Source organism: Hydrogenophaga sp. PAMC20947 (assembly GCF_004795855.1).
Lineage (GTDB): Bacteria > Pseudomonadota > Gammaproteobacteria > Burkholderiales > Burkholderiaceae_C > Hydrogenophaga.
This window is the reverse complement of record NZ_CP039252.1, coordinates 2,948,564-2,969,820: the sequence shown is the minus strand read 5'-3', so window position 1 is coordinate 2,969,820 and position 21,257 is coordinate 2,948,564. Positions and strand designations below refer to the sequence as shown.

Below are 21,257 nucleotides of genomic sequence, written 5' to 3'. Positions count from 1 at the left end.
GCCTGGCCGTGTTGGCTTACAACTTCAAACGCGTCCTCAGCATCTTGGGCTTTGAGGGGACCAAAAAAGCGATGCGGTTGTTGGGTGCATAGGCGCCCTTTGCGGTCGTTGCAGGCCCGAAATAAGGGCCAAACTGGTCTTCAGCATCGCCTTGGCTTCTGTCAGACGGTATCAACTCGCATAAACAGACAAATCTGCAATCGACGCGTGACTCGCTCGGGCTGCCAGGGAGTTATCACACGGCCTCCAGCGTATCCAGTCATAGAGTTTCGTGTCGTGACCGGTTCATGACGACCAGGAGCGGTCAAATACGACTGACTGCTTACGAGCAATTCGGGTTGCATATCCTTTATGATGAACATAGAGGGCAAAAATGAAAGCACAAATTATTGGGGCACCGCTGACTCTGCTGAGCTATTGCAAACAGGCTGCCAAGACTGATAGGTTCACGAATGAAGCCGCGCATGATCACTACAAGAAGCTGACTTTCGGATTTTTTGGAGAAATTGGTGGGCTGCTTTCAGCGCTGAAAAAGAGACGCCGAGATCAGCTCTATCAAACTGACTCAGAAGTTGTCCGAGACGAGATCGGGGATGCACTCTGGTATCTAGTCAATGCAGCTGGCTTGTCGGGCATAGGTCCCAATGAACTTGGCCAGGCGGGACTCTTTTTTCTGCGCCGACGATTCAACGAAACGTCTCGAAGTGAAATTACAGCAATTACATTTCGCCAGTTGGATGGCATTGCATCACTGCATCATACAACCCTTAGCAGGAGCAGTGAGGAACTCCTGCGAGAATTGGCATACGATAGTGGTTTAGCGACTTCATTTAAATTTGACCGCATCTTGAACGAGCCTGTTGAGAATCGGGCAAGCATGTTCGGTCAATTGCTTGGCGACCTCGCATTGGTCAGCGCTTGCTTTGCGTTGGAGTTGGGGGAAATCGCTAACCAAAACCTTTTGAAAATCTACGATCGTTGGCCACCCCAAAAGCGCTACTATTTAATTGAACCTGGTGGGAAAGATTTTGAGCAGTTCCCAGCTCGAATGGAAGTTGAATTCATTCAACGGAAGATCGGCAATCGGTTGATGGTGGTTCAGCAAATCAAGGGGCTGAATATCGGTGATCCGCTGACAGACAACAGTCGCCGCGCAGATGGTTATCGTTTTCATGACGTTTTCCATCTTTCCTACGCAGCGCATCTTGGATGGTCACCAGTAATACGCGCATTGTTGAAGCTGAAGCGTAAATCTGAGCCTCAACTCGATGAGAACGAGGACGGGGCTAGAGCCATTATTCTCGAAGAAGGAATTGCCACGTGGATATTCAATCATGCAAAGGGAAATGATCGCAAGCTGTATGCCGATGTACCCCCCGGGCGACTGGATTACTCGCTCTTAAAGCAGATCCGTAGCATGGTTGATGGTTTGATGGTGGCGAATTGCCCACTTTGGCAATGGGAAAATGCAATTCTTGATGGATTCCGAGTGTTCCGGGAGCTGTACCACCACAAAGGTGGCATCGTAATTGTTGACCTTAAAAGGCACAAATTGATATTCAATCCTCCAGTGCCGAGCACTGAAATTATATGACCCCACAAAGTTTCGTCCAACAGATGGCTGGCATTGAGTTGCCGGATGTCTTTAATCCCTATGCCCATGTGTGCGATGTCCATGACAAAGCCGACGCTCCATCAACACGTCGTCGAAATCTCAGACTCCTGCTAACCTCTGCCAAGCAATTGGGAGTGGACACCATATGGATGGGACGAGATCTTGGATATCGTGGAGGGCGGCGAACTGGCCTTGCTTTGACCGACGAGCGGCATTTACCAATGATGCAGCAGGTATACCCTGGGAGTGAGTCGGTTAAAACCACCCGTGGCCCGGAGGTCGCAGAACGGACAGCAGCAGAGATATGGGCGGTACTCTGCCTGTTGGACAAACCACCTTTGCTGTGGAATGTGTTTCCATTCCATCCTCATGAGCCCGGCGAGCCTTTTACAAATCGGAGGTTTACTGCTCGAGAGTTGCGCTGCGTGGACGAATTAAATGCCGCCTTGATTTCTTGGCTTGGAGTACGGAGGATCGTTTCCATCGGACAGGACGCGGCGTCATATGCTGAGAAATTTGGCGTCGAAGTGGCCTGTGTCAGGCATCCCAGCTACGGCGGTGTGACGGATTTTCGCCGCGGAATTGGCCAGTTGCACGGCATTGACGTCAGCAAACGGGCGAATTCCTCAACCCAGACTTTGTTGTTTTAGGCAGATCATTATGGCAACACCCGATGAGCGACGTCACCTTTTCATTAGCCACCATCATCAAGATGATTCGCTCGTCGACAAATTTACCAATTTGTTAGGGGGTAAGGGTTGGGACGTTCGCAATAGTTCGATCCGAGCGAAACCAGCCAACGATGAGCGCTTAAAAAACGGGCTAGTGAAAGATGCCGTATTAAAACGCTTGCTCCGGATGAAGGTTTCTTGGGCATCTACGGTCGTAGTTCTGATTGGTGAGCAGACTCACTCTAGACCTTGGGTTAATTGGGAAATTGATCAAGCACATGCGCAAGGAAAAAGAATAGTAGGTGTTTTTGAACAGGGTGGCAAAGACGCAGATATTCCCAATAGCCTTGAAAAATATGCATCGGCAATTGTTGGTTGGAATGCCAGTAGCATTCAAAGGGCTATAGACAGTTCAGAGAATTTCTTTGAAGGTTCAGACGGCAAGTTACGCCAATCAGTGAACGGTTCCGTGAGGACAAGTTGCTAAGTATGTCTAACACATACATGTATGTTGTAGATCGAGACTTCGGATTTGCACCGAATCCATTCCATGGCGTTTGCACCTTGGCAACATGCAAGCCAATCATCCGACGGGTAGCAAAAGAAGCTGACTGGGTTATTGGAATGGGTGGTACGCGGTTAAAGGCAACCGGGCGGTGCATATTTGCCATGAAAGTATCTCGTTCAATCACTTTCAACGAATATTGGACAAATCCGAGCTATCGAGACAAACGCCCAATCCGCAATGGCAGCTTGAAAATGATTGTTGGCGATAATATCTATCACAAGTTCAACGGTGAATGGCGACAACTTGACTCGCACCATAGCTATCCGGATGGTTCACCCAATATTCATAACGTCAAGAACGACACACAAACTGATGCAGTTCTTGTATCAGATCATTTTTTTTACTTCGGATCTGCTGCACTGGAGATTCCAATATCGATCCTTGAGAATTTGGGATACGCAAATCGGCGCAATCATCGAACGTTCGACAGCGTTGTGGCGCAGCCACTCACCTCCTTTATTGAAGCAAATTCCATTCCAAATCGGTTGATAGCAGATCCCTTCGATTTTGACGCTGCTAGTTCGAGATATTCCGCTAAGGACAATAAAGTTACGGCTCACAGCTAGCGGGGAATTATGGATATCCAATCACACAATAAGAGTGACCCTGGTGCTAGCGTCAGAAGCTGGAACGGGAACTGCTGCGGGCAGTTCCTTCATTTGCGTACATGATTGTTGCAGTCGTCGGTGAACTGATGGTCTTGCCTCAAGACGGCGAATCCGCAGCTCTTTCTCGCGTTGCTGGGGGCGACACAAAATGGAGCAGCGACAACGCGTTGCTTAAGTTGGAGACATCCGTTGCCACCAGTGACACCTTGGATGCGAGTTGCATTCGAACCGAGTATTCGAAAATGAGGGCACCAACATGACGAACGAATCAGAGGCAAGCTGGGAACAGCGTGTAACCGAAATGTGTGGTTCAGCCTCCGACCTTGTTGCCGCTCTGATCCCGCCTGGTCGAGCCACTGATCCGTGGCATCCTAATGAACAGGATGCGCTACTGGCCTGGCACATGTACACGCAATTGCGTACCCGAATCGCGACGCAGGAGTTGCCGCTTCGAGATGGGGTGGAAGCGTCCGCATTGAAGAGCCTTGTGGACCTATTCAGCCTTTCGCGCGAAGCGATGATGGGACAGCCGCAGGCGGTGCTCGTGTCGTCGTTGCTCGTTCACTGTCTAAACAGCCGGATAAGACCACTCACCGCGCGGTGGCACTCGAAGATGGAGGCGGGTGATCTCGCGAATCTGGACGAGCGGTTCCGCTTCCGGTTCGAGTTGACCGAACTGCAAACTGTCCTGCGAGGCTTCGCTGCGTTGCTTGGTCAGATCGCAGGTGATCGCGATGCGCTAGCGCTACTCGCGCCCTTATCGCAGACGAGAAAGAATGAGGCAACTTCGCGCGGCCAGGTCAAATTTGGCATATCGGACAAAGGCCAGAATTCAAAAAAGGTCGATGCGTTAAATGCTGAGGAAGTGCGTCTTCTTGCCGCACGGCGGGCCGGCGGGCCTGATGCCGATGCGACTGAGATACACGACGCGATTGGTTTGGCAATCTCAGGCGGAGGAATCCGTTCTGCGACCTTCGCGTTGGGTGTAACGAACGTTCTGGCCCGCCACGGGGTACTGAAGGATGTTGACGTCATGTCGACGGTGTCTGGAGGCGGTTATCTTGGTAGCTTCATCACCTCGGTTATGAACGACAACGACGCGCGGGTGGGGTTGAACCCCGACAAGTTGCCGTTCACGACGAAAGGACAGATCGAGTCGGAGGCCATCCGGCATTTACGCAATCACAGCAAATACCTTTCAGAAGGCGGTGTAGCGACGCTAGCGCTGATGGTCTTCTCAGCAGCTTATGGCGTGGTGATGTCCTTGCTGCTCATCGCACCGCTACTGATGTTTATGGCTGCCGTGGCAGTTGACTTCTTTGGCGTCGGTGAGAGGTCTATCAGCCATTCGTCTACTTATGCGACTCTAAACACCGTGACATGGGCCGCTTTTGGGGTGGCGATCTTCGTACTATCGGCTTTGCGCAATCCATCTCGGGAATCGCGAGAGGTCATGGAGAAAGTGGCTATCGCATTGGGTGCGTTGGGGCTAATGCTACTTACTGCAAAACAACTGCCAGACCTGGTGCAATTAAGTCGCGGTAACTCTGTTGGATTGCTGGTGGCCGTGGTGTTGCTGCCGTTCGCCCTCGGAGCGTCTGGTTTGTGGTTGGGCCTGGAGACTAGGCTAGGTCGGGTTGTGTGGTCATTGATGGTGTTCTTTGGGCCGCTTTTTTTTCTGACCTTGTGGCTGGTGGCAGTTGACGTTGTGGTTGAACTGAAAGAACAAAACCGCTGGTGGCCTTGGATCTTAACGGCCTTACTTTGGATCTACGGCTGGGTCGGTGTAAACATTAATTTTGCCTCGCTGCACTTGTATTACCGTAGCCGCCTCGCACGTACCTACTTGCGACGCGTGCACCAGCCCGAAGCCGTGGACCCACAGCCTTTATCGGCGCTCAATCCTTTCCACAAGGCACCATTGCACCTGATAAATGCGGCGGTCAACCTACCAGCGAGTCGAAATCCAGAGCTACGCGGCCGCGACACAGATTTTTTCATCTTTGCCCAGCATTACTGCGGCGGCCCAACAGTGGGTTATTGGCCGACGAAGGATTGGGAGGCCAAAGACAAACATCTGGACCTCGGGACCGCCATGGCAATTTCCGGTGCGGCAGCGGCTCCGAGGATGGGGACGCTCACCTCGAGTAGATATACAACACTGCTCGCAATGCTGAACGTGCGGCTCGGCTACTGGGTTCGCAAACCCACCGAATCGAACGGCTGGGATGCAGTCCCCGGTGGTCTCTACTTCACGCGCGAACTTACGGGGCGCATGCATGAGAATCAGTCGTTCGTCAATGTTTCCGACGGAGGGCACGTCGAGAACATGGGCATGTACGAACTGCTTCGCCGACGGTGCCGGTACATCGTGCTCATCGATGGTGAAGCAGACCCTCAACACTCGTTTGGTGGCCTTTTGAATTCGATCCGGATGGCTAAGATCGATCTGGGCGTGCGCATCGAGCCTGACCTGTCGGATCTTCGCCACGGCATTGAGCCGTTCAAGCGTGCTCACTTCGCAATGGCGCGGATCGACTATGGTGACGAGGAAAACGGCCAACCGATTCATGGCCTGCTTCTGGTGATCAAGCTGGCATTGACAGGCAATGAGTCGGAACTGCTGATGCAATTCCAGCAACTCAATCCCACTTTCCCGCATCAGAGCACCGCACAGCAACTGTTTAGCGAGGAACAGTTTGAAGCCTATCGCGCACTAGGCGAACATGCTGCCGAGGCTGCATTCGATCCATTGCTTGCAGGGTCGGACCCCAAAGGAGCGGCAGATTGGTTGCTACAGTTGGAGCAGCGGCTGCTGCTGTAATCATGGCGCTACTTCAACCCTAACCGAGAAGGAAGATATTTCTATGGTGCTGGCAGCGTTATTCTGTCCTTCTAGTGATAGGCCTGCGCATGCGGCTATTGGACGATTCGCCGATCAAATCAAGGCTGACAAACAGGAGGGCTTAGTGATGCTGGGCTTGCTGGGTGTTGGCTTGGCGCTCTTCGAGGGGAAATAAATGGCTGGCTACGGACCACTCAGCATGGCTTCACTTGGAATAATTGGCTCGGCTATGTCGGCTCCGCCTCGGCGGCGGATTTTTGTCAGCTATCACCATGGTGGTGATCAGTGGTATTACAACGAGTTTTCACGCGTGTTCCACGACAGTTACGAGGCTGTTTATGACAACTCGCTGGAAAGACAGATAGACAGTGACAACACTGCCTATGTTATGCAACGGATTCGCGACAACTACATTACGGGAACATCCTGCACGGTGGTCCTAATCGGCGGACAAACCCATCAGCGCAAGTATGTGGATTGGGAAATTAGGGCGACTCTGGATAAGCAGCATGGGCTTCTTGGCATCGTTTTGCCGTCCCACTCCCGAGGCACCGAGGGCAAAATTGTCGTACCGGATCGGTTTCAGCACAACGTTGTTACAGGATATGCGTCCTACGTCTTCTGGGAAAACCTGAATGCCCAAACTCTGGCATTGGCATTGCATACAGCGGCAAGTGCATCAAGCACGATGATTGATAACTCCATGCCAATGAAATCAAGAAACGGATAGAACAAATGTCGGCGCTTGAATGTCCGCTCTTGGGAAGCAATTCCGGCATGATTTACTTCCGCTTTGGGCCGGAGAAGAGCCGGTCGCCTTGGCGGGAAGGAGTCGATCGGTACCTCGTGCGGCCCATCGCTGTTGAATGGTCGCTGCTGAAGGTGCAGCGGTCGGTCGCATCGCAGGATAACGAATGGCAGGTTTCGGCGGCGGATGTCATTGGTCTGCAAAACCTGACCGACTGCAGTCAGCCTTGAAGCGACTTTCAGAGTACCTGTTTGGGCTTTGCAACGCTAGCTGTCGCCCTCCAAAGGTAGCGATAGGGAGGTCCAATTAGGTCAGGCATTGTTTGTCGACTGCCGAAAATCGCCTTCCACAGGGCCCTCTTCACTTTTGTCTCACCGCTCTGTGCGCCCTGAAAGCCAGGAAAGTGGAGCAGCCGGACAATTTCATCATCAGCCTATGTATTCAATGCAGGGTGATGTCCGTGCCAGCCAGTCGCGGGCTGACATTCAGGAACTGAACTTCCTGGCCAAGCATGATGCTGCTGCCTGGCTGTCGCGTATTGCCAGTGTCGCTGTACACAAAAGTGTAGGTGCGTTTGAGCGCGAGGCGTCCGTCTTCGACACGTGCGGGTTTGATATTTTCAAGGGAGAATGTACTGTCAAGGAATTGCACATCACTCACATGACATGGGCTGCGGGCGCGCTTCACAGCGATCTCGTAGACACGGGTACTTTCGAACCATAGCCAGAAAAGAACTCCCAGAATGCCTACGCTGATGATTTCAAACCATGACATGACAAAAGAGGGTGATCCTGCCGCCTAAATGGCGAGAGGTTGAAGATCGCGGCACCCACGGGATGCGACAGCTCGTCCTGTTGACTGCGTTGTCCCAGACATTAATGCGCGCCTCGCTCAGTTTCTTCTCTGGAGTCCGCGAATGTCCCAGACTTTAGCCGCTGAAATTTTCCGCTTCGTGCTTTTTTCCCTGGGGAGGTTGTCCCGGACTTTAATGGCAAAGAACAGTTTGTGTGCGCGGGAAACAAAGTCGTTGACTGAAAACAATGGCGCTTACTGCGAAACAAAGTCGGCAACTGGCTTCTTTGTAGAGATAACAAAGTTGCTGACTGTGACCTAGGCTGGCGATTGTGGGACGGGACTCGCTCGCAAGCCAGTCCACGTCATCTGGGCCCGGCGCGCAGTGCCTGCTCTCGCATGAGTCGTCTGGGTGAATGCTGGAACAGCGCAGCGATGGAGAGCTTCTTCTCATCGATGAAGACCGAGCGGCTTAACCGCAAGGTCTATCGGCCAAGGGAAGAAGCCCGGTCCGATGTGTTCGATTACATCGAGCTCGTCTACCACCCGGTGCGCAAACACTCAAAGCTAGACTTCCTCAGCCCAGTCGAATTTGAGTAAGGCTTAATGGGCTAAGCAAACCGTCCGGGAAACTGGGGGAAGCCCAAACAGCCTCTGAGCAATCTGTTGACGCCCCTGTTGGCCCCCTGGAACGGCGGGCGCGCAACCACTGAAGCGCAGCGCGCCCTCGCGTGGGGCAGTGTTGGCATGCTGCAAATTTTGTGGATGTAGATGAAACCCGGAGAAATTGAACGTGGAAGCTCAAAAGCACCAGCCTGGAATTTTGTTCGCGTCGTTCAAACTGCCCTGTGGCGTCACCCTCAAAAATCGGATCGCAAAATCAGCGATGTCGGATTCCTTGGGGGACGGCACCGGCCATCCCACCCCTGAACAGTGCAGGCTGTATCAGCGTTGGGCCGAGGGTGGATTGGCCGTCGCCATTGTCGGCGAGGTGCAAGGCAACTCAGGTTGCGCGGAGAAGCCCGGCAATCTGGTGCTCAACGAAACGTCTGACCTTGACCGGTTTCGGGTGCTTGCCAAAAACGGCAGCGAACATGGCGCTTTGCTCTGGCTGCAACTCGGGCACGCTGGAGCACTGGCCTACACGCCGACCAGCACCCCCAAAGGGCCGAGCGCTCTTGATCTTCCCGGGCTGAGCTGCATTGAAATGACCACGGCTGAGATTCGACAGTTGCCGGCTGAGTTTGCGAAGACAGCCCGGGTGGCGCAGCAAGCGGGTTTCGGCGGCGTTCAAATTCACGCCGCGCACGGATTCCTGCTCAGTCAGTTTCTCTCGCCACTGTTCAACAAACGGAGCGACGAATACGGGGGTGCCCTTGCCAATCGAATGCGCCTTTTGCTGGCGTCAATTGAAGCCACCCGCGCCGCTGTAGGGCCCCAGTTCCCCATCGCGGTGAAGCTCAATTCTTCTGACCAACTTGAGGGCGGCTTCGATGAGCACGATGCGCTTGAAGTGGTGGCCGCACTGGACCAGTCCACGGTTGACCTGATCGACATCAGCGGTGGAACCTATTTCCCCGGTGCAAAAGCGGCGTCCGATGGCACGCGACAAGGCCCGTATTTTCTTGACTTTGCGAAGCGTGCAAGAGCGGTGACAACCAAGCCACTGATGCTGACCGGAGGGTTCAAGACGCGCGCTCAGGCGGAAGACGCTGTGGCCAGCGGCGCGGTCGACATCGTCGGCCTTGCCCGCGCGCTTGTCCTTGAGCCTTCACTTCCCGATCTCTGGAAAGCCAATCAGAAACTTGAACCGGACTTCCCCAGATTCGCCGATGCCCCAGAGGGCGGAATCACCGCGTGGTACACGATGCGGTTGACCGAGATCGGAGCCGACCAAGAGACGCCAAATGTGGGCGAACTCGGGCTGGCCATTCGCGACTATGAAGCCCGCGACAAAGCCCGAACGGAGGTTTGGTTGCGCCACTTCGCCTATGGTGGCCTGGGACAAGCCTGAATCAGGGTCAATTTTTGACCGCTTCGCCGCTCCACCGCCATCCATTCAACCGCCATCCACTCAACCGGTTTGCATGGCTTGTTTGAATGACCAAAAACGGCCCCCTATTGAAAAGTGGTCTGACGGCTTGCTTGGGATCGTCTTGCGCCGGCGGTAACCTGAGGGAGCGGTGTTCAGCGTTTGAGTCGGCGTCATAGCGCTGGGCGTTTGGCAAGCAGCGCCCAAACCCCTGCGGCACTGACAACTAGAGACGCCGGCTCGAATCAGGGGCGTTTCATTGAGCCATGGACGTGCATTTTGGGGGCCGTTTCAGCTTCACTTCTGAAGTGGGAGTGGCGTCTTCAATCGCGACCGGTCGATCGGCCGAGCGCACGCTCCCGTGTGGCGTTGAAATCGTCTGGCAGCGGATGAAGGTCCAGGCGGCGGCCTGCCTTGACGATCTGGCTTGGGATGTCGTGGCGGATCAAAGCGGGCAGGCGCATCGAGGCGTCGATCAGGCTGATCAGGTTGACCCCGGTGTCGTAGCCCATCAGTTCGAGCGCGTGCACAATCTCTTCGCTGCACACATTGCCAGAGGCGCCAGGTGCGTAAGGACAACCGCCGATACCGCCCAGCGAGGCGTCGAAGCGGTCGGCTCCGGCGTCTATGCCGGCCAGCACGTTGGCCAGGCCCATGCCGCGGGTGTTGTGGAAGTGCAGCGTCAACTCCGTCTCGGGCCAGCGCTCGCGGAACGCTCGCGTCAGTGCCGCGACCTGACCCGGGTAGGCCATGCCTGTCGTGTCGCACAACGTAACGCCGCGCGCCCCGAGTTCGCCGATGTACCGTTCACACCAGTCGAGCACGGTGGATTCAGGCACGTCGCCCTCCATGGGACAGCCGAACGAACACGATAGCGAAATATTCACCGCGGCCTTGGCGCCGCGCGCTATCGCGTTGACTTCGCTCAGTGCTGCGAAAGACTGGGCGCGTGTCATGCGCAGGTTGGAGAGGTTGTGGCTTTCGCTGGCCGACATCACGAGATTCAACTCATCGGCGCGGGCATCGATGGCGCGTTCGGCACCGCGCACGTTGGGAACCAGCGCGCTGTACACCACGCCTGCGACCCTATCGATCTCGCGCAGCACGGTTTCGGCATCGCGCAACGCCGGGATGGCCTTTGGCGACACGAACGCGGTGACCTCGATCTTTGCCATACCGGCCAGTGACAGCGCGTTGACGAGAGCGATCTTGTCCTGCGTCGGTACGAAGACCTTCTCAACCTGCAGCCCGTCTCGCGTGCCCACTTCCTGCATGTAGATGCGCCGTCCAGCGCCGTTCCAGACCGTGCTCATGCCACCACCTTCCTGCCGCGCAGCGCGGCGATGTCCTGAGCTGAAAAGCCGAGTTCGCTCAGCACCGCATCGGTGTCGTCGCCAAGTCCCGGCGCGGATGAGCGCACGCTGCCTGGCGTGCCGAGCAACTTGGGCACCACGCCGGGTACCTCGAGCGCATGGCCGTCGCGCGTGGTCTGGCTAAGGATCATGTCGCGGGCCCGGTAGTGGGGATCTTCCGAGATGTCCTTCGCTGTGTAGACCTTGCCCGCAGGCACGCGCACTTCGCCGAGGGTCTGGAGTATTTGTTCCACGGTTCGCGACTGCGTCCAGGCCTCAATGGCCTGATCCAGCTCCGCCACGCGCTCCACGCGGCCAGCGTTGTCCGCCAGCGCCGGATCGGCCCCCAGATCGTCGCGGCCAATCGCCTGCATCAGGCGCTTGAAGATGCTGTCGCCGTTGCCGGCAATCAGCACGAATCCATCGCTACAGCGGTAGGCGTTTGATGGCGCGATGCCGGGCAGGGCGCTACCGGCGGCTTCGCGCACCGCGCCGAAGGCGCTGTATTCAGGGATCAGGCTTTCCATCACGTTGAACACCGCTTCGTTCAGCGCCACGTCGATCACCTGGCCCTGGCCGCCGTTGACCTTGCGGTGGTACAGCGCGGTGAGGATGCCGATCGTGCCGTGCAAGGCCGCCAGGGTGTCGCCGATGGAGACGCCGCAGCGAACCGGCACCTTGCCCGGCTCCCCGGTCAGGTGGCGTAGCCCGCCCATCGCTTCTCCGATGGCGCCGAAGCCCGGCAAGTCGCGGTACGGGCCGGTCTGGCCGTAGCCGGAAATGCGAAGCATCACCAACCCCGGGTTGAGCTTGGCGAGTTCTTCGTAGCCCATGCCCCAGTCTTCCAGGGTGCCGGGCCGGAAGTTCTCGATCAGCACATCCGCCTCGGCAATCAGCTTGCGGGCAATGCTCTGACCTTCGGCACTGCGCAGGTCCAACGCAATCGACCGCTTGTTGCGCGATTGCACCTGCCACCAGACGGAAGTGCCGTCCTTGATCAGTCGCCAGTTGCGCAGCGGGTCTCCGGTGCCGGGCGCCTCGATCTTGATGACGTCGGCGCCAAACTCGCCGAGCATTTTCCCGGCGAACGGACCGGCAATCAGCTGACCCATCTCGATGATGCGCAGCCCTTGCAGGGCACCGGGCGCGAGCGGCCCATTGGTTGTGTTGGTCATGGGGTTTCCCTTGTTGGATCGGATCGGTCGGCTGGCGCATTCGTCGCGCAGGGCGGCGTTTCGCTCAACTTGAGGTGAGGGGTGGTCAAGGGGCTGCGGTCTGTTGCCGGAAGGTTCAAATCGAGACCCTTTGATCCGGATGAGGTCTTCTCAATGCGTGAGCCTTGAGCCGGGCTGGAATGTGAACAGGTGAACAGGTGAACAGGTGAATCATGGGCTGCCCCGCGATAGGCTGGGTGCAGTGGCCATGGTCTCGTTAGGCCCGGTTGAACAATGTCATCTTGTGGGCTTGTCGCCGGCCTGGCTCGGTCACCACCGCAAGACGCAATTCTGAACGGCATTCCTTTGCAAGGGAATGACAAAAGTGAACGACCAGCTTTCGTAGAATTCGAAACCTCGTAGGGGTTGTCCCGTGGGCTTCATTCCCGAAGCGCTTACGCTCCTCAACGGGCGGGCGCCTCGCAGAGATGGTCAAGCAGCAAGCGCACTGGCCGTGGCACCGCATTCACATCGCGCAGGCCAATCAGCAATTGGCGCTGGGCCCAGTCGTCCTGGAGTTCGATCTGGCGAAGGTTCATGGCGCGCAACAGGGGCTGGGCCGCGTCTCGGGGCAGGACCGCGACGCCCATGCCAGCGGCGACCATCTGGCACATCGCGTCAAAGCTTCGAACGTGGATACGCTGCTTCAAACGGCGGCCGATGGCCTCTGCTTCAATCTGAAGCCGCTTGGCCAGCGAGGTTCCCTTGGACAGGCTCACCATGTCGAAGTCGACGGTGTCCAGAAACCGGACGCTTCGACGGCGTGCCAGAGGATGGCCGGGCGGGACCACCAGCACCAGGCAATCCTTCCGATAATTGAAGACCTGAAGGCCGTAAGTGGGTGTGCGGTCGGCAAAGATCCCGAAGTCCGCCCGCCCGTCCTGAATCGCCATCACGACCTCGGTACTGTCCTCCTCCTCAAGTTCGATGCGAATGCCCGGATTTCCGTGCACAAACGCAGCGATGTCGGTCGGCAGAAACTGGGTGACCGCAGACGTGTTGGCCCAGAGGCGCACGACACCAATGAGACCGGACGCATAGTCCGAGAGATCAGCGGTCAGCTGATCGATATCACCCAGAATCTTTTGCGCATGGCGTTGCAATGCCTGCCCCGCCGCTGTGAGCGTCACACCCCGCGAATGCCGTTCGAGCAGGGGTGTCCCGACGGCGGCTTCGAGATCGGTGATCCGTTTGCTGGCCGCGCCAATGGCCAGATTCGCCAGCTCGGCGCCTTTGCTGATGCTGCCGGCGCGTGCGATCAGGCTGAAGAGCGACAGTGAAAAGAGGTCGAGACGGTGGATATTCACGTTGCACATTCGAAAGATTGAAGCCATTTCTCGCACTGGACGGCGGTGGTTGAACTGCCGGCGCGTGACTGGCTTCGAGGCAGTCTATTCGACACGGCGTGTGCCTTGAAGGGAGCCTGAGCTTGGGCCGTGTACTGCCTGTTTGGGCCGACAGCGCGCGTTGTCTGAGGGCGACCACCCGTTTGCCCATGACCACCCCGCCATACCCAGGCCCACGCCCACGCCACCGCGGGTGCCGACAAAGATCAAAACGGCGAAGAAAAAAGCCGTCAGCTCCAGTGCCCAGAAAGGGCCGGAGTTGACGGCGTGGAGCAGGACCACTTGCGCGCTATGGGGGCGCGGTGGTGCGTGCTCTGCGGGTTACTTGTTGTTGGCCGCCTGTGCGGCTTTGATGACGTCGCTGCCGATCTCACCTTCAAATTGCTTCCACACCGGCTTCATGGCCTCGCGCCAGGGAGCGAGTTCTGCCTTACTCATCGGCAGCACCTTGGCCTTGCCATCGGCGATCACTTTCTGGCGGTAGTCCTTCGCCTCGTTGATGGCGATGGTGTTGCCGTACTGGATGGCCTCTGTCATCGCGGTCCGCAGCGCGCCGCGCACGTCTGCCGGCAGGCCCGCCCACCAGGCATTGTTGGTGATCAACATGTATTCGATCACGCCGTGGTTGGAGTCCATGATGAACTTCTGAACTTCGTGAAACTTCTTCGTGTAAATGTTGGGCCAAGTCTGTTCCTGGCCATCCACCACACCCGTTTGCAGTGCTGAATACACTTCGCTGAAAGCGAGTTTTTGAGACACCGCGCCGATGGCATCGAATTGAGCCTCAAGCACGTCGGAGCTCTGGATACGGAACTTCAAACCCTTGGCATCTGCCGGCGTGCGAAGGGGCTTGTTGGCGGACAGAACCTTGACCCCGTTGTGCAGGTAGCCCAGACCTTTGATGCCCTTGCCGCTCATTTCGTCCAGCAGCGACTGGCCGATGGGACCGTCTTCGAAACGGTCGACCGCCTCAAGGTCGTCGAACAGGAAGGGCAGGTCAAATACCTGCAGCTTTTTGGTGTATCGACTGAACTTGCCCAATGCCGGCGCGATGATCTGCACATCGCCCAGCAGCAAGGCTTCCATCTCTTTGCCGTCGCCGAACAGCTGGCTGTTCGGGAACAGTTGCACGTCCACTTTGCCTGGCAAGGCTTTCTCGGCGAGTTCCTTGAACTTCAGCGCGGTCTGCCCTTTGGGCGTGTTGTCGGTTGCGACGTGGCTGAACTTGATAACAATGGGCCCTGCGGCCGAAGCGGCCTGTGCAAGGCCAAGGGCTGCAAAGGCAACCGCGGCTCGGATCAAATGGTGAAGTTTCATGGTGTCTCCTGCTGTTGAGCGGCTCGCTGTGGCGGCCGGAAAGTCGTGTGCCTCAATGAGCGAACATGAGGCACGGGTAGTGGGTCGGTGACCCGTTGAAAAGGGTGGTTGGCTGGGTTTCGAGGTTGGTGGCCAGCCGCTGCGGCCCGATCATGCCCAGGCTTGGGCTGCGGGCGCTGGCTAGGTCGAATGGTGGCTGGGCGGCCCTGGCCGTGGCTTGGGAAAGATCGAGGGTTCCGTGTGCATGGCCGAATTATGTGAACCTCCGGCCGCCAACGGAATGCCAATGGCAACGAGCGTGTTTTCGCGGATCGAGAAAGCAAGCATGGGTTTTCCCGAGGTTCAAGGCCGACACCCGGCTGAGCGGGGGCGGCCCCTGTCACCACCAAATGGCCGCTCCCTGCTGGGGGAGCAAGCGGATCCAACGGGTTAAACGGGCCAGGCGGGCATTGTGCACCGTCGCCTCAACCCGTCGAAAACCAGTGGGCTGAAGCCTTGCAGCCCGGGTGCGGCTCCGTTCACCGCAATGATCGATACTCCCCTGGTGGGCATGCCCGAAAAATGGGGCTTTCGATTTTAGTTGCGGAGAAAGCGGATTAAAAAATCAAGTGCAATACCGCTCGTTTTGAGTTTTAGAAGAAGTGAAATATGAAAGAAATTGAGATCACAAAGGTACCCGTCGAACTGTTCAAAATTCTCAAATTTGAAGGTCTGGCCAGCAGTGGAGGGGAAGCCAAAATGGTCATCGGGAATGGATTGGTGAAGGTCAATGGCACCGTCGAAACCCAAAAGGGGAAAAAAATCGTTTCGGGTGATGTGATTGAGTTCAATGGTGAAGCATTCAAGATCTCTTTTAATGGCTGAGTTGATGGCTGACACCCAGGCTGACACCCAGGCTGAGACGCAGGCTTGTTCAATTCGTCTGTTGAGCTGCTGCTGACAAGAAGTTGCTCAAACACCGCTGCGGCCAATAGCGGCGTCCATGGGCCTTGCTCAATGCGCGCTGTTTAGAAAGCCTGTAGCCCGGTCTGGCCAGCAGTCGGCCTTCGGGCTGGCGCGCGGCGGCGTCGATGAACGCATCGAGCACGCTGCGCTCCGGCAAACGGTGCGCCAGTGTCGGTTCGGATTCGAACCGCTTCAAGTCGTCGAGCGTGCGGAGCGGATGTTCACTGAAGATGGCCAGGGGTGTGTTCCTGATCGTGGGTCTTCCATGGTGCGACGCCTGATCGCGGCGGCCAATAGGGAAATCCTTGTACGAAGCGCGTTGACTCAATTGAATTCACACGACACCATCTGGTCCGTATGAACAAGAACACCAACATCAACACCGGATGCGCCGAGCTGAGCGCACCGCTGAATCTGCAACGCAAGGCAGCCATCACACGCGGCGGCGCGTTTGATCATGCAGGTCGGGTGCAAGTGAATCGCATGGCCGACTTCGACATGGGCCGCACCATCTTCGGGGGGCTTGAGGGGATTGCCCGCAAGATCATGGATGAGAAGCTGGCAAAAGAATCGGTGTGGGACCGCGCTGCCGCAGCCGATATCGAGGCCGCTTACGCCGAAGCCGATTTGGCTCAACCTGCGCCGGCGATCGATCAACGGCTGATCGACTTCATGGTCAGCGAGTGCGACTTCAGTATGGAACACGCCGATGGCACATTCCTCGAACACCTCGTGTTCTGCCACCACTACGCCGCCCGCCATTACCCCGGGCACTCGCCGAACGTGGCCTTGCTCCACTCCATACTGGGTACCGCAACCAACACCTTCGCCATGGACGCGAGCAAGCTGCCCCAGCTCAAGGCGCTGCTCACCGATTTCGAAGCGATTCACGTTGAAACCTTCCCGTCGATCCTGCGGCTGCTCTACAACGACGGCCTGCTCAACGAGCTCGAACAGAACCTGCACCGCCTCGGCGAACTCAAGGCGCTGCGCTTGCACCGGGTGATCGACAACGAACCGCTCACGATCGATGCAGACAACCTCTGGATCAACCTGAACTACCACCTGATGCACTTCGTCGACTTCATGCCGGCCGCCAACTGGTCGACGCACCGGGCCGATCCGCTGCTCCAGATGTTTGAAAGGCTGTCGGCCTTGCTGAACCGCGCCGGCCAACGGCAGGCCCATGTCGAGATTGTGTTTCCTGGAACCAAGACCGCCCCGGTGGGCGAAAACCGCAGCCTGTTTGGCCGGATCAGCGACGGGCTCCCCCCGGCGGTCAAGCTCACGCTGGCCCGCAAAGCCATCCGGAAATACTCCGGTTTGGCCGGTCACGACCTCTCGTATCAACTCGAGTGGAAGGACTGAGCGGCCTTCCCCCAGCCCGGTCAAGCGGGGCAGCCGAGGCGGCTGCGCGCACGCGGCAATCCTCGTCAAAAGTCATTCAAAATTAATTCAGCGTTGCTCTGGGGTCGCCCTCCGTTTGCCTGGCTCGAATCCTGCATGATGTAGGCTGACGCCAACCCAGAGGACCCCACATGCAGCCGAACCCGATCCGCTCGATCCTGATCGCCAACCGTTCCGAAATTGCGATCCGTGTGATGCGCGCCGCCAACGAGATGCGCATCCGCACCGTGGCCATTTACTCGCAGCAAGACCGGCAGGCGCTGCACCGCTTCAAGGCCGACGAGAGCTACCTCGTGGGCGAAGGCAAGAAGCCGCTGGCGGCTTACCTCGATGGTGAAGACATTTTGCGCATCGCGCGCGAAGCCGGCGTTGACGCCATCCACCCCGGCTACGGCTTCCTCTCAGAAAACCCCGACTTTGCCGATGCCGTGGTGGCCGCCGGCCTGCGCTGGATCGGCCCCAGCGGCGATGTCATGCGCACCCTGGGCAACAAGGTGGCCGCGCGCCACGCGGCGGTGGCCGCGGGTGTGCCGGTGATGCCGGCCACGCCGCCGCTGCCGCTTGATCTGGCCGAGTGCCAGCGCCTGGCCGAAGGCATTGGTTTCCCGGTGATGTTGAAGGCCAGCTGGGGTGGCGGTGGGCGCGGCATGCGCGTCATCGAATCGGCGGCTGAGCTGGAAGGTTCGCTGGAAGCCTCGCGCCGCGAAGCGCTGGCCGCCTTTGGCAACGACGAGGTGTATTTCGAAAAGCTCATCCGCCGCGCGCGCCATGTGGAAGTGCAAATTCTGGGCGACCTGCACGGCAACATCGTGCACTTGCATGAGCGCGATTGCACGGTGCAGCGGCGCAACCAGAAAGTGGTTGAGCGCGCCCCCGCGCCTTACCTCGATGCCGCCGCCCGCGCCACGCTGTGCGAAAGCGCGCTGGCCCTGATGCGCTCGGTGAACTACACCCACGCCGGCACGGTGGAGTTCCTGATGGACGCCGACGACAACCAGTGTTATTTCATCGAGGTCAACCCGCGCATCCAGGTGGAGCACACCGTGACCGAGCTGGTCACCGGGGTCGACATCGTGCGCGCCCAGATCCGCATCAGCGAAGGCGGCTTCATTGGCGTCAACCAGGAAACCAAAGACGGCCGCCACCCCACCGGCGTGCCGCTGCAGGCCGACATTCCGCTGCGCGGCCACGCGCTGCAATGCCGCGTGACCACCGAAGACCCGGAAAACGGCTTCTTGCCCGACTACGGCCGCCTCACCGCCTACCGCAGCGCGGCCGGCTTCGGCATTCGGCTTGACGGCGGCACCGCCTACACCGGCGCCGTGATCACCCCGTATTACGACTCGCTGCTGGTGAAGGTAACGGCCTGGGCGCCCACGGCCATCGAGACCAGCCAGCGCATGGACCGCGCGCTGCGCGAATTCCGCATCCGCGGCGTGGCCACCAACCTGCAGTTCCTGGAAAACGTCATCAACCACCCCGATTTCGCCGCCGGCGAAGTCACCACGCGCTTCATTGAAGAAACGCCCGAGCTGCTGGAATTCACCGTGCGCCGCGACCGCGCCACCAAGCTGCTGCGCTTCCTGGCCGAAACCGCCGTGCACGGCAACCCCGAAGTGGCCGGCCGCACCCTGCCGGCCCTGCCGCTGCCCAAGCCCGTGTTGCCCAAGGTCGACCGCAGCAGCCCGGTGCCCGACGGCACCCGGCAGCGCCTGGAAAAGCTGGGCGCCAAAGGCTTTGCGCAATGGATGCTGGACCAAAAGCAGGTCTTGGTGACCGACACCACGCTGCGCGACGCCCACCAGTCGTTGCTGGCCACGCGCATGCGCACCGCCGACATGCTGCCCATCGTCCCCTATGTGGCGCGCGAGCTGCCGCAGCTGTTCTCGCTCGAATGCTGGGGCGGCGCCACCTTTGATGTGGCCTTGCGCTTCTTGAAAGAAGACCCGTGGGACAGGCTGGCGCAGATCCGCGAGCGCGCGCCCAACATCCTGCTGCAAATGCTGCTGCGCGGCTCCAACGCCGTGGGCTACACCAACTACGCCGACAACGTGGTGCGCCATTTTGTGCAGCAGGCCGCAGACGGCGGCATCGATTTGTTCCGCGTGTTCGATTCGCTCAACTGGGTGAAAAATATGCGCGTGGCGATCGACGCCGTGCTGGAAACTGGCAAGCTCTGCGAAGGCGCCATCTGCTACACCGGCGACCTGTTTGACACCTCCCGCCCCAAGTACAACCTGGCCTATTACGTCGGCATCGCCAAAGAGCTGAAAGAAGCCGGCGTGCACATCATCGGCATCAAAGACATGGCCGGCATCTGCCGCCCCCGCGCGGCGGCCGCGCTGGTGAAAGCCATCAAAGAAGAAACCGGCCTGCCGGTGCACTTCCACACCCACGACACCAGCGGTGCATCCGCCGCCTCGGTGTTGGCAGCCGTTGAAGCCGGTTGCGACGCGGTGGACGGCGCTATCGATTCCATGAGCGGCCTGACCTCGCAGCCCAACCTCTCGGCCATTGCCGCCGCGCTGGCCGGCACCGAGCGCGACCCCGGCCTTTCGCAAGACGCCCTGCACGCCACCGCCATGTACTGGGAAGGCGTGCGCCGCTTTTACTCGCCCTTCGAGGCCGACATCCGCAGCGGCACCGCCGATGTGTACCGCCACGAAATGCCGGGCGGCCAGTACACCAACCTGCGCGAGCAAGCCCGCTCGCTGGGCCTGGCCCACCGCTGGACCGAAGTCTCCCAAGCCTATGCCGACGTCAACCAGTTGTTCGGCGACATCGTCAAGGTCACACCTTCTTCCAAGGTGGTGGGCGACATGGCGCTCATGCTCGTCTCCAGCGACATGACCACGGCCGACGTGCTCGACCCCGCGCGCGAGGTGGCTTTCCCCGCCTCGGTGGTGTCGCTGTTCAAAGGCGAGCTGGGTTTCCCGCCCGACGGCTTCCCGGAAGCCGTGAGCCGCAAGGTGCTGAAACTCGCCGAAGGCGATTCACCACCAAAGCCCTACCGCCCCGGCGACAACATGCCCGATGTCGACCTGGCCGCCGCGCGCACCGAGGCCGAAGCCGAATGCGGCATGCCGCTCAACGAGCAACAGCTCGCCTCGTACCTGATGTACCCCAAGGTCATGCGCGAGTACTGCGCCCACGTGCTGGAAAACGGCGACACCTCGGTGCTGCCCACGCCCGTGTTTTTCTACGGCCCGCAGCTGCAGCAAGAATTGGCGCTGGAGATCGACCCCGGCAAAACCCTGCTGGTGGCCCTGCAAAGCATCGCCGACGACGGCGAAACCGCCCACAAGGTGCAGTTTGAGCTCAACGGCCAGTCGCGCACCGTGCGCGTGGCCGCCGCCAACGCGGCTGCCGCCGAAGGCGCCCGCCCGCTGGCCGAGCCCGGCAACCCCTGGCATGTGGCCGCGCCCATGCCCGGCGCGATTGTCAACGTGGCCGTAACGGTGGGCCAGCGCGTGAACGCCGGCAGCACGCTGCTGTCACTGGAAGCCATGAAGATGGAAACCCACGTGGCCGCGGACCGCGATGCCGAGGTGGAGGCTGTTTATGTGGTGGCTGGGGACCGGGTGCAGGCGAAGGAATTGTTGGTGGTGTTGCGGGCTGTGGGGGGTGGGGCGAAAGACGCTACAGCGTGAAGTGATCAGACCCCAGGAGTTCTTCTAGCTTCTGGGGTCAGATTTACGACGGAGAAGTGCAGCTTGAGGGCAAAAGGCAAGACCTGACCCTGAAATGCTGAGCCGCGTGGAGGGAGGGGACGCAGCACGGGGTGGAGCCAAGTATCA

Annotated in this window: 17 protein-coding genes and 1 pseudogene; 12 read left to right on the top strand and 6 right to left on the bottom strand. The window is 58.5% G+C overall.

Features of this window, described 5'->3' with window-relative positions; translation table 11 throughout:
• Positions 1–373: 373 nt before the first annotated feature.
• The 7 genes from E5678_RS22470 to E5678_RS13415 all read left to right on the top strand — a co-directional run bounded on the left by E5678_RS22470 (position 374) and on the right by E5678_RS13415 (position 7,285).
• The gene (locus E5678_RS22470; RefSeq protein WP_210731916.1) at positions 374–1,594 is read left to right on the top strand and encodes a nucleoside triphosphate pyrophosphohydrolase family protein; all 1,221 of its coding nucleotides are present in this window, start codon (positions 374–376) and stop codon (positions 1,592–1,594) included.
• Positions 1,591–2,265 (top strand): uracil-DNA glycosylase, encoded by a 675-nt coding sequence (locus E5678_RS13440; RefSeq protein WP_136178994.1) that lies wholly within the window; start codon positions 1,591–1,593, stop codon positions 2,263–2,265. Before E5678_RS22470 ends, E5678_RS13440 begins: the two co-directional genes overlap by 4 nt.
• A 10-nt stretch (positions 2,266–2,275) precedes the next feature.
• The gene (locus E5678_RS13435; RefSeq protein WP_136178993.1) at positions 2,276–2,773 is read left to right on the top strand and encodes a TIR domain-containing protein; all 498 of its coding nucleotides are present in this window, start codon (positions 2,276–2,278) and stop codon (positions 2,771–2,773) included.
• A 2-nt stretch (positions 2,774–2,775) separates the two neighbouring features.
• Positions 2,776–3,420, top strand: a complete 645-nt coding sequence (locus tag E5678_RS13430) for a hypothetical protein (RefSeq protein WP_136178992.1) — start codon at positions 2,776–2,778, stop codon at positions 3,418–3,420.
• 298 nt (positions 3,421–3,718) lie between these two features.
• Positions 3,719–6,286, top strand: coding sequence for a patatin-like phospholipase family protein (locus E5678_RS13425; RefSeq protein WP_136178991.1), 2,568 nt, complete (start codon positions 3,719–3,721; stop codon positions 6,284–6,286).
• A gap of 220 nt (positions 6,287–6,506) precedes the next feature.
• A complete protein-coding gene (locus tag E5678_RS13420; RefSeq protein WP_210731915.1) occupies positions 6,507–7,037 on the top strand; it encodes a TIR domain-containing protein in 531 nt (176 codons plus the stop codon).
• Positions 7,038–7,042: 5 nt separating this feature from the next.
• A complete protein-coding gene (locus E5678_RS13415) occupies positions 7,043–7,285 on the top strand; it encodes a hypothetical protein (RefSeq protein ID WP_210731914.1) in 243 nt (80 codons plus the stop codon).
• Between the two features lie 211 nt (positions 7,286–7,496).
• Here the strand turns inward: E5678_RS13415 and E5678_RS13410 are convergent, their stop codons facing one another.
• Entirely contained in the window at positions 7,497–7,829 is a 333-nt protein-coding gene (locus E5678_RS13410; protein WP_136178988.1) for a DUF3301 domain-containing protein, read from the bottom strand.
• Positions 7,830–8,237: 408 nt separating this feature from the next.
• Here E5678_RS13410 and E5678_RS13405 point away from each other — a divergent pair.
• Together E5678_RS13405 and E5678_RS13400 are read left to right on the top strand one after the other, a co-directional pair.
• A pseudogene (locus E5678_RS13405) lies at positions 8,238–8,447 on the top strand (IS3 family transposase); the annotation flags it as partial.
• Positions 8,448–8,640: 193 nt separating this feature from the next.
• Positions 8,641–9,861: an NADH:flavin oxidoreductase/NADH oxidase family protein gene (locus tag E5678_RS13400; protein ID WP_210731913.1), complete on the top strand. Its 1,221-nt coding sequence runs from the start codon at positions 8,641–8,643 to the stop codon at positions 9,859–9,861.
• A 341-nt stretch (positions 9,862–10,202) separates the two neighbouring features.
• Here E5678_RS13400 and E5678_RS13395 read toward each other — a convergent pair whose 3' ends face one another.
• The 4 genes from E5678_RS13395 to E5678_RS13380 all read right to left on the bottom strand — a co-directional run bounded on the left by E5678_RS13395 (position 10,203) and on the right by E5678_RS13380 (position 15,108).
• A complete protein-coding gene (locus E5678_RS13395) occupies positions 10,203–11,192 on the bottom strand; it encodes a hydroxymethylglutaryl-CoA lyase (protein WP_136178987.1) in 990 nt (329 codons plus the stop codon).
• Positions 11,189–12,406, bottom strand: coding sequence for a CoA transferase (locus E5678_RS13390; RefSeq protein WP_136178986.1), 1,218 nt, complete (start codon positions 12,404–12,406; stop codon positions 11,189–11,191). The genes E5678_RS13395 and E5678_RS13390 overlap by 4 nt, the downstream gene beginning before the upstream one ends.
• Before the next feature lie 443 nt (positions 12,407–12,849).
• Positions 12,850–13,752 (bottom strand): LysR substrate-binding domain-containing protein, encoded by a 903-nt coding sequence (locus E5678_RS13385; RefSeq protein ID WP_136178985.1) that lies wholly within the window; start codon positions 13,750–13,752, stop codon positions 12,850–12,852.
• Positions 13,753–14,112: 360 nt separating this feature from the next.
• On the bottom strand, positions 14,113–15,108 hold the full coding sequence (locus E5678_RS13380; protein ID WP_136178984.1) for a TRAP transporter substrate-binding protein: 996 nt from the start codon (positions 15,106–15,108) through the stop codon (positions 14,113–14,115).
• A 648-nt stretch (positions 15,109–15,756) separates the two neighbouring features.
• On the opposite strand from E5678_RS13380, the gene E5678_RS13375 reads away from it, so the two are divergent.
• Positions 15,757–15,972, top strand: coding sequence for an RNA-binding S4 domain-containing protein (locus tag E5678_RS13375; protein ID WP_136178983.1), 216 nt, complete (start codon positions 15,757–15,759; stop codon positions 15,970–15,972).
• Between the two features lie 49 nt (positions 15,973–16,021).
• Here the strand turns inward: E5678_RS13375 and E5678_RS13370 are convergent, their stop codons facing one another.
• Positions 16,022–16,381 (bottom strand): hypothetical protein, encoded by a 360-nt coding sequence (locus tag E5678_RS13370; protein WP_136178982.1) that lies wholly within the window; start codon positions 16,379–16,381, stop codon positions 16,022–16,024.
• A gap of 29 nt (positions 16,382–16,410) precedes the next feature.
• On the opposite strand from E5678_RS13370, the gene E5678_RS13365 reads away from it, so the two are divergent.
• Together E5678_RS13365 and E5678_RS13360 are read left to right on the top strand one after the other, a co-directional pair.
• Positions 16,411–17,421, top strand: a complete 1,011-nt coding sequence (locus tag E5678_RS13365; RefSeq protein ID WP_136178981.1) for a hypothetical protein — start codon at positions 16,411–16,413, stop codon at positions 17,419–17,421.
• 170 nt (positions 17,422–17,591) lie between these two features.
• The gene (locus E5678_RS13360; RefSeq protein ID WP_136178980.1) at positions 17,592–21,110 is read left to right on the top strand and encodes a pyruvate carboxylase; all 3,519 of its coding nucleotides are present in this window, start codon (positions 17,592–17,594) and stop codon (positions 21,108–21,110) included.
• Positions 21,111–21,257 lie beyond the last annotated feature (147 nt).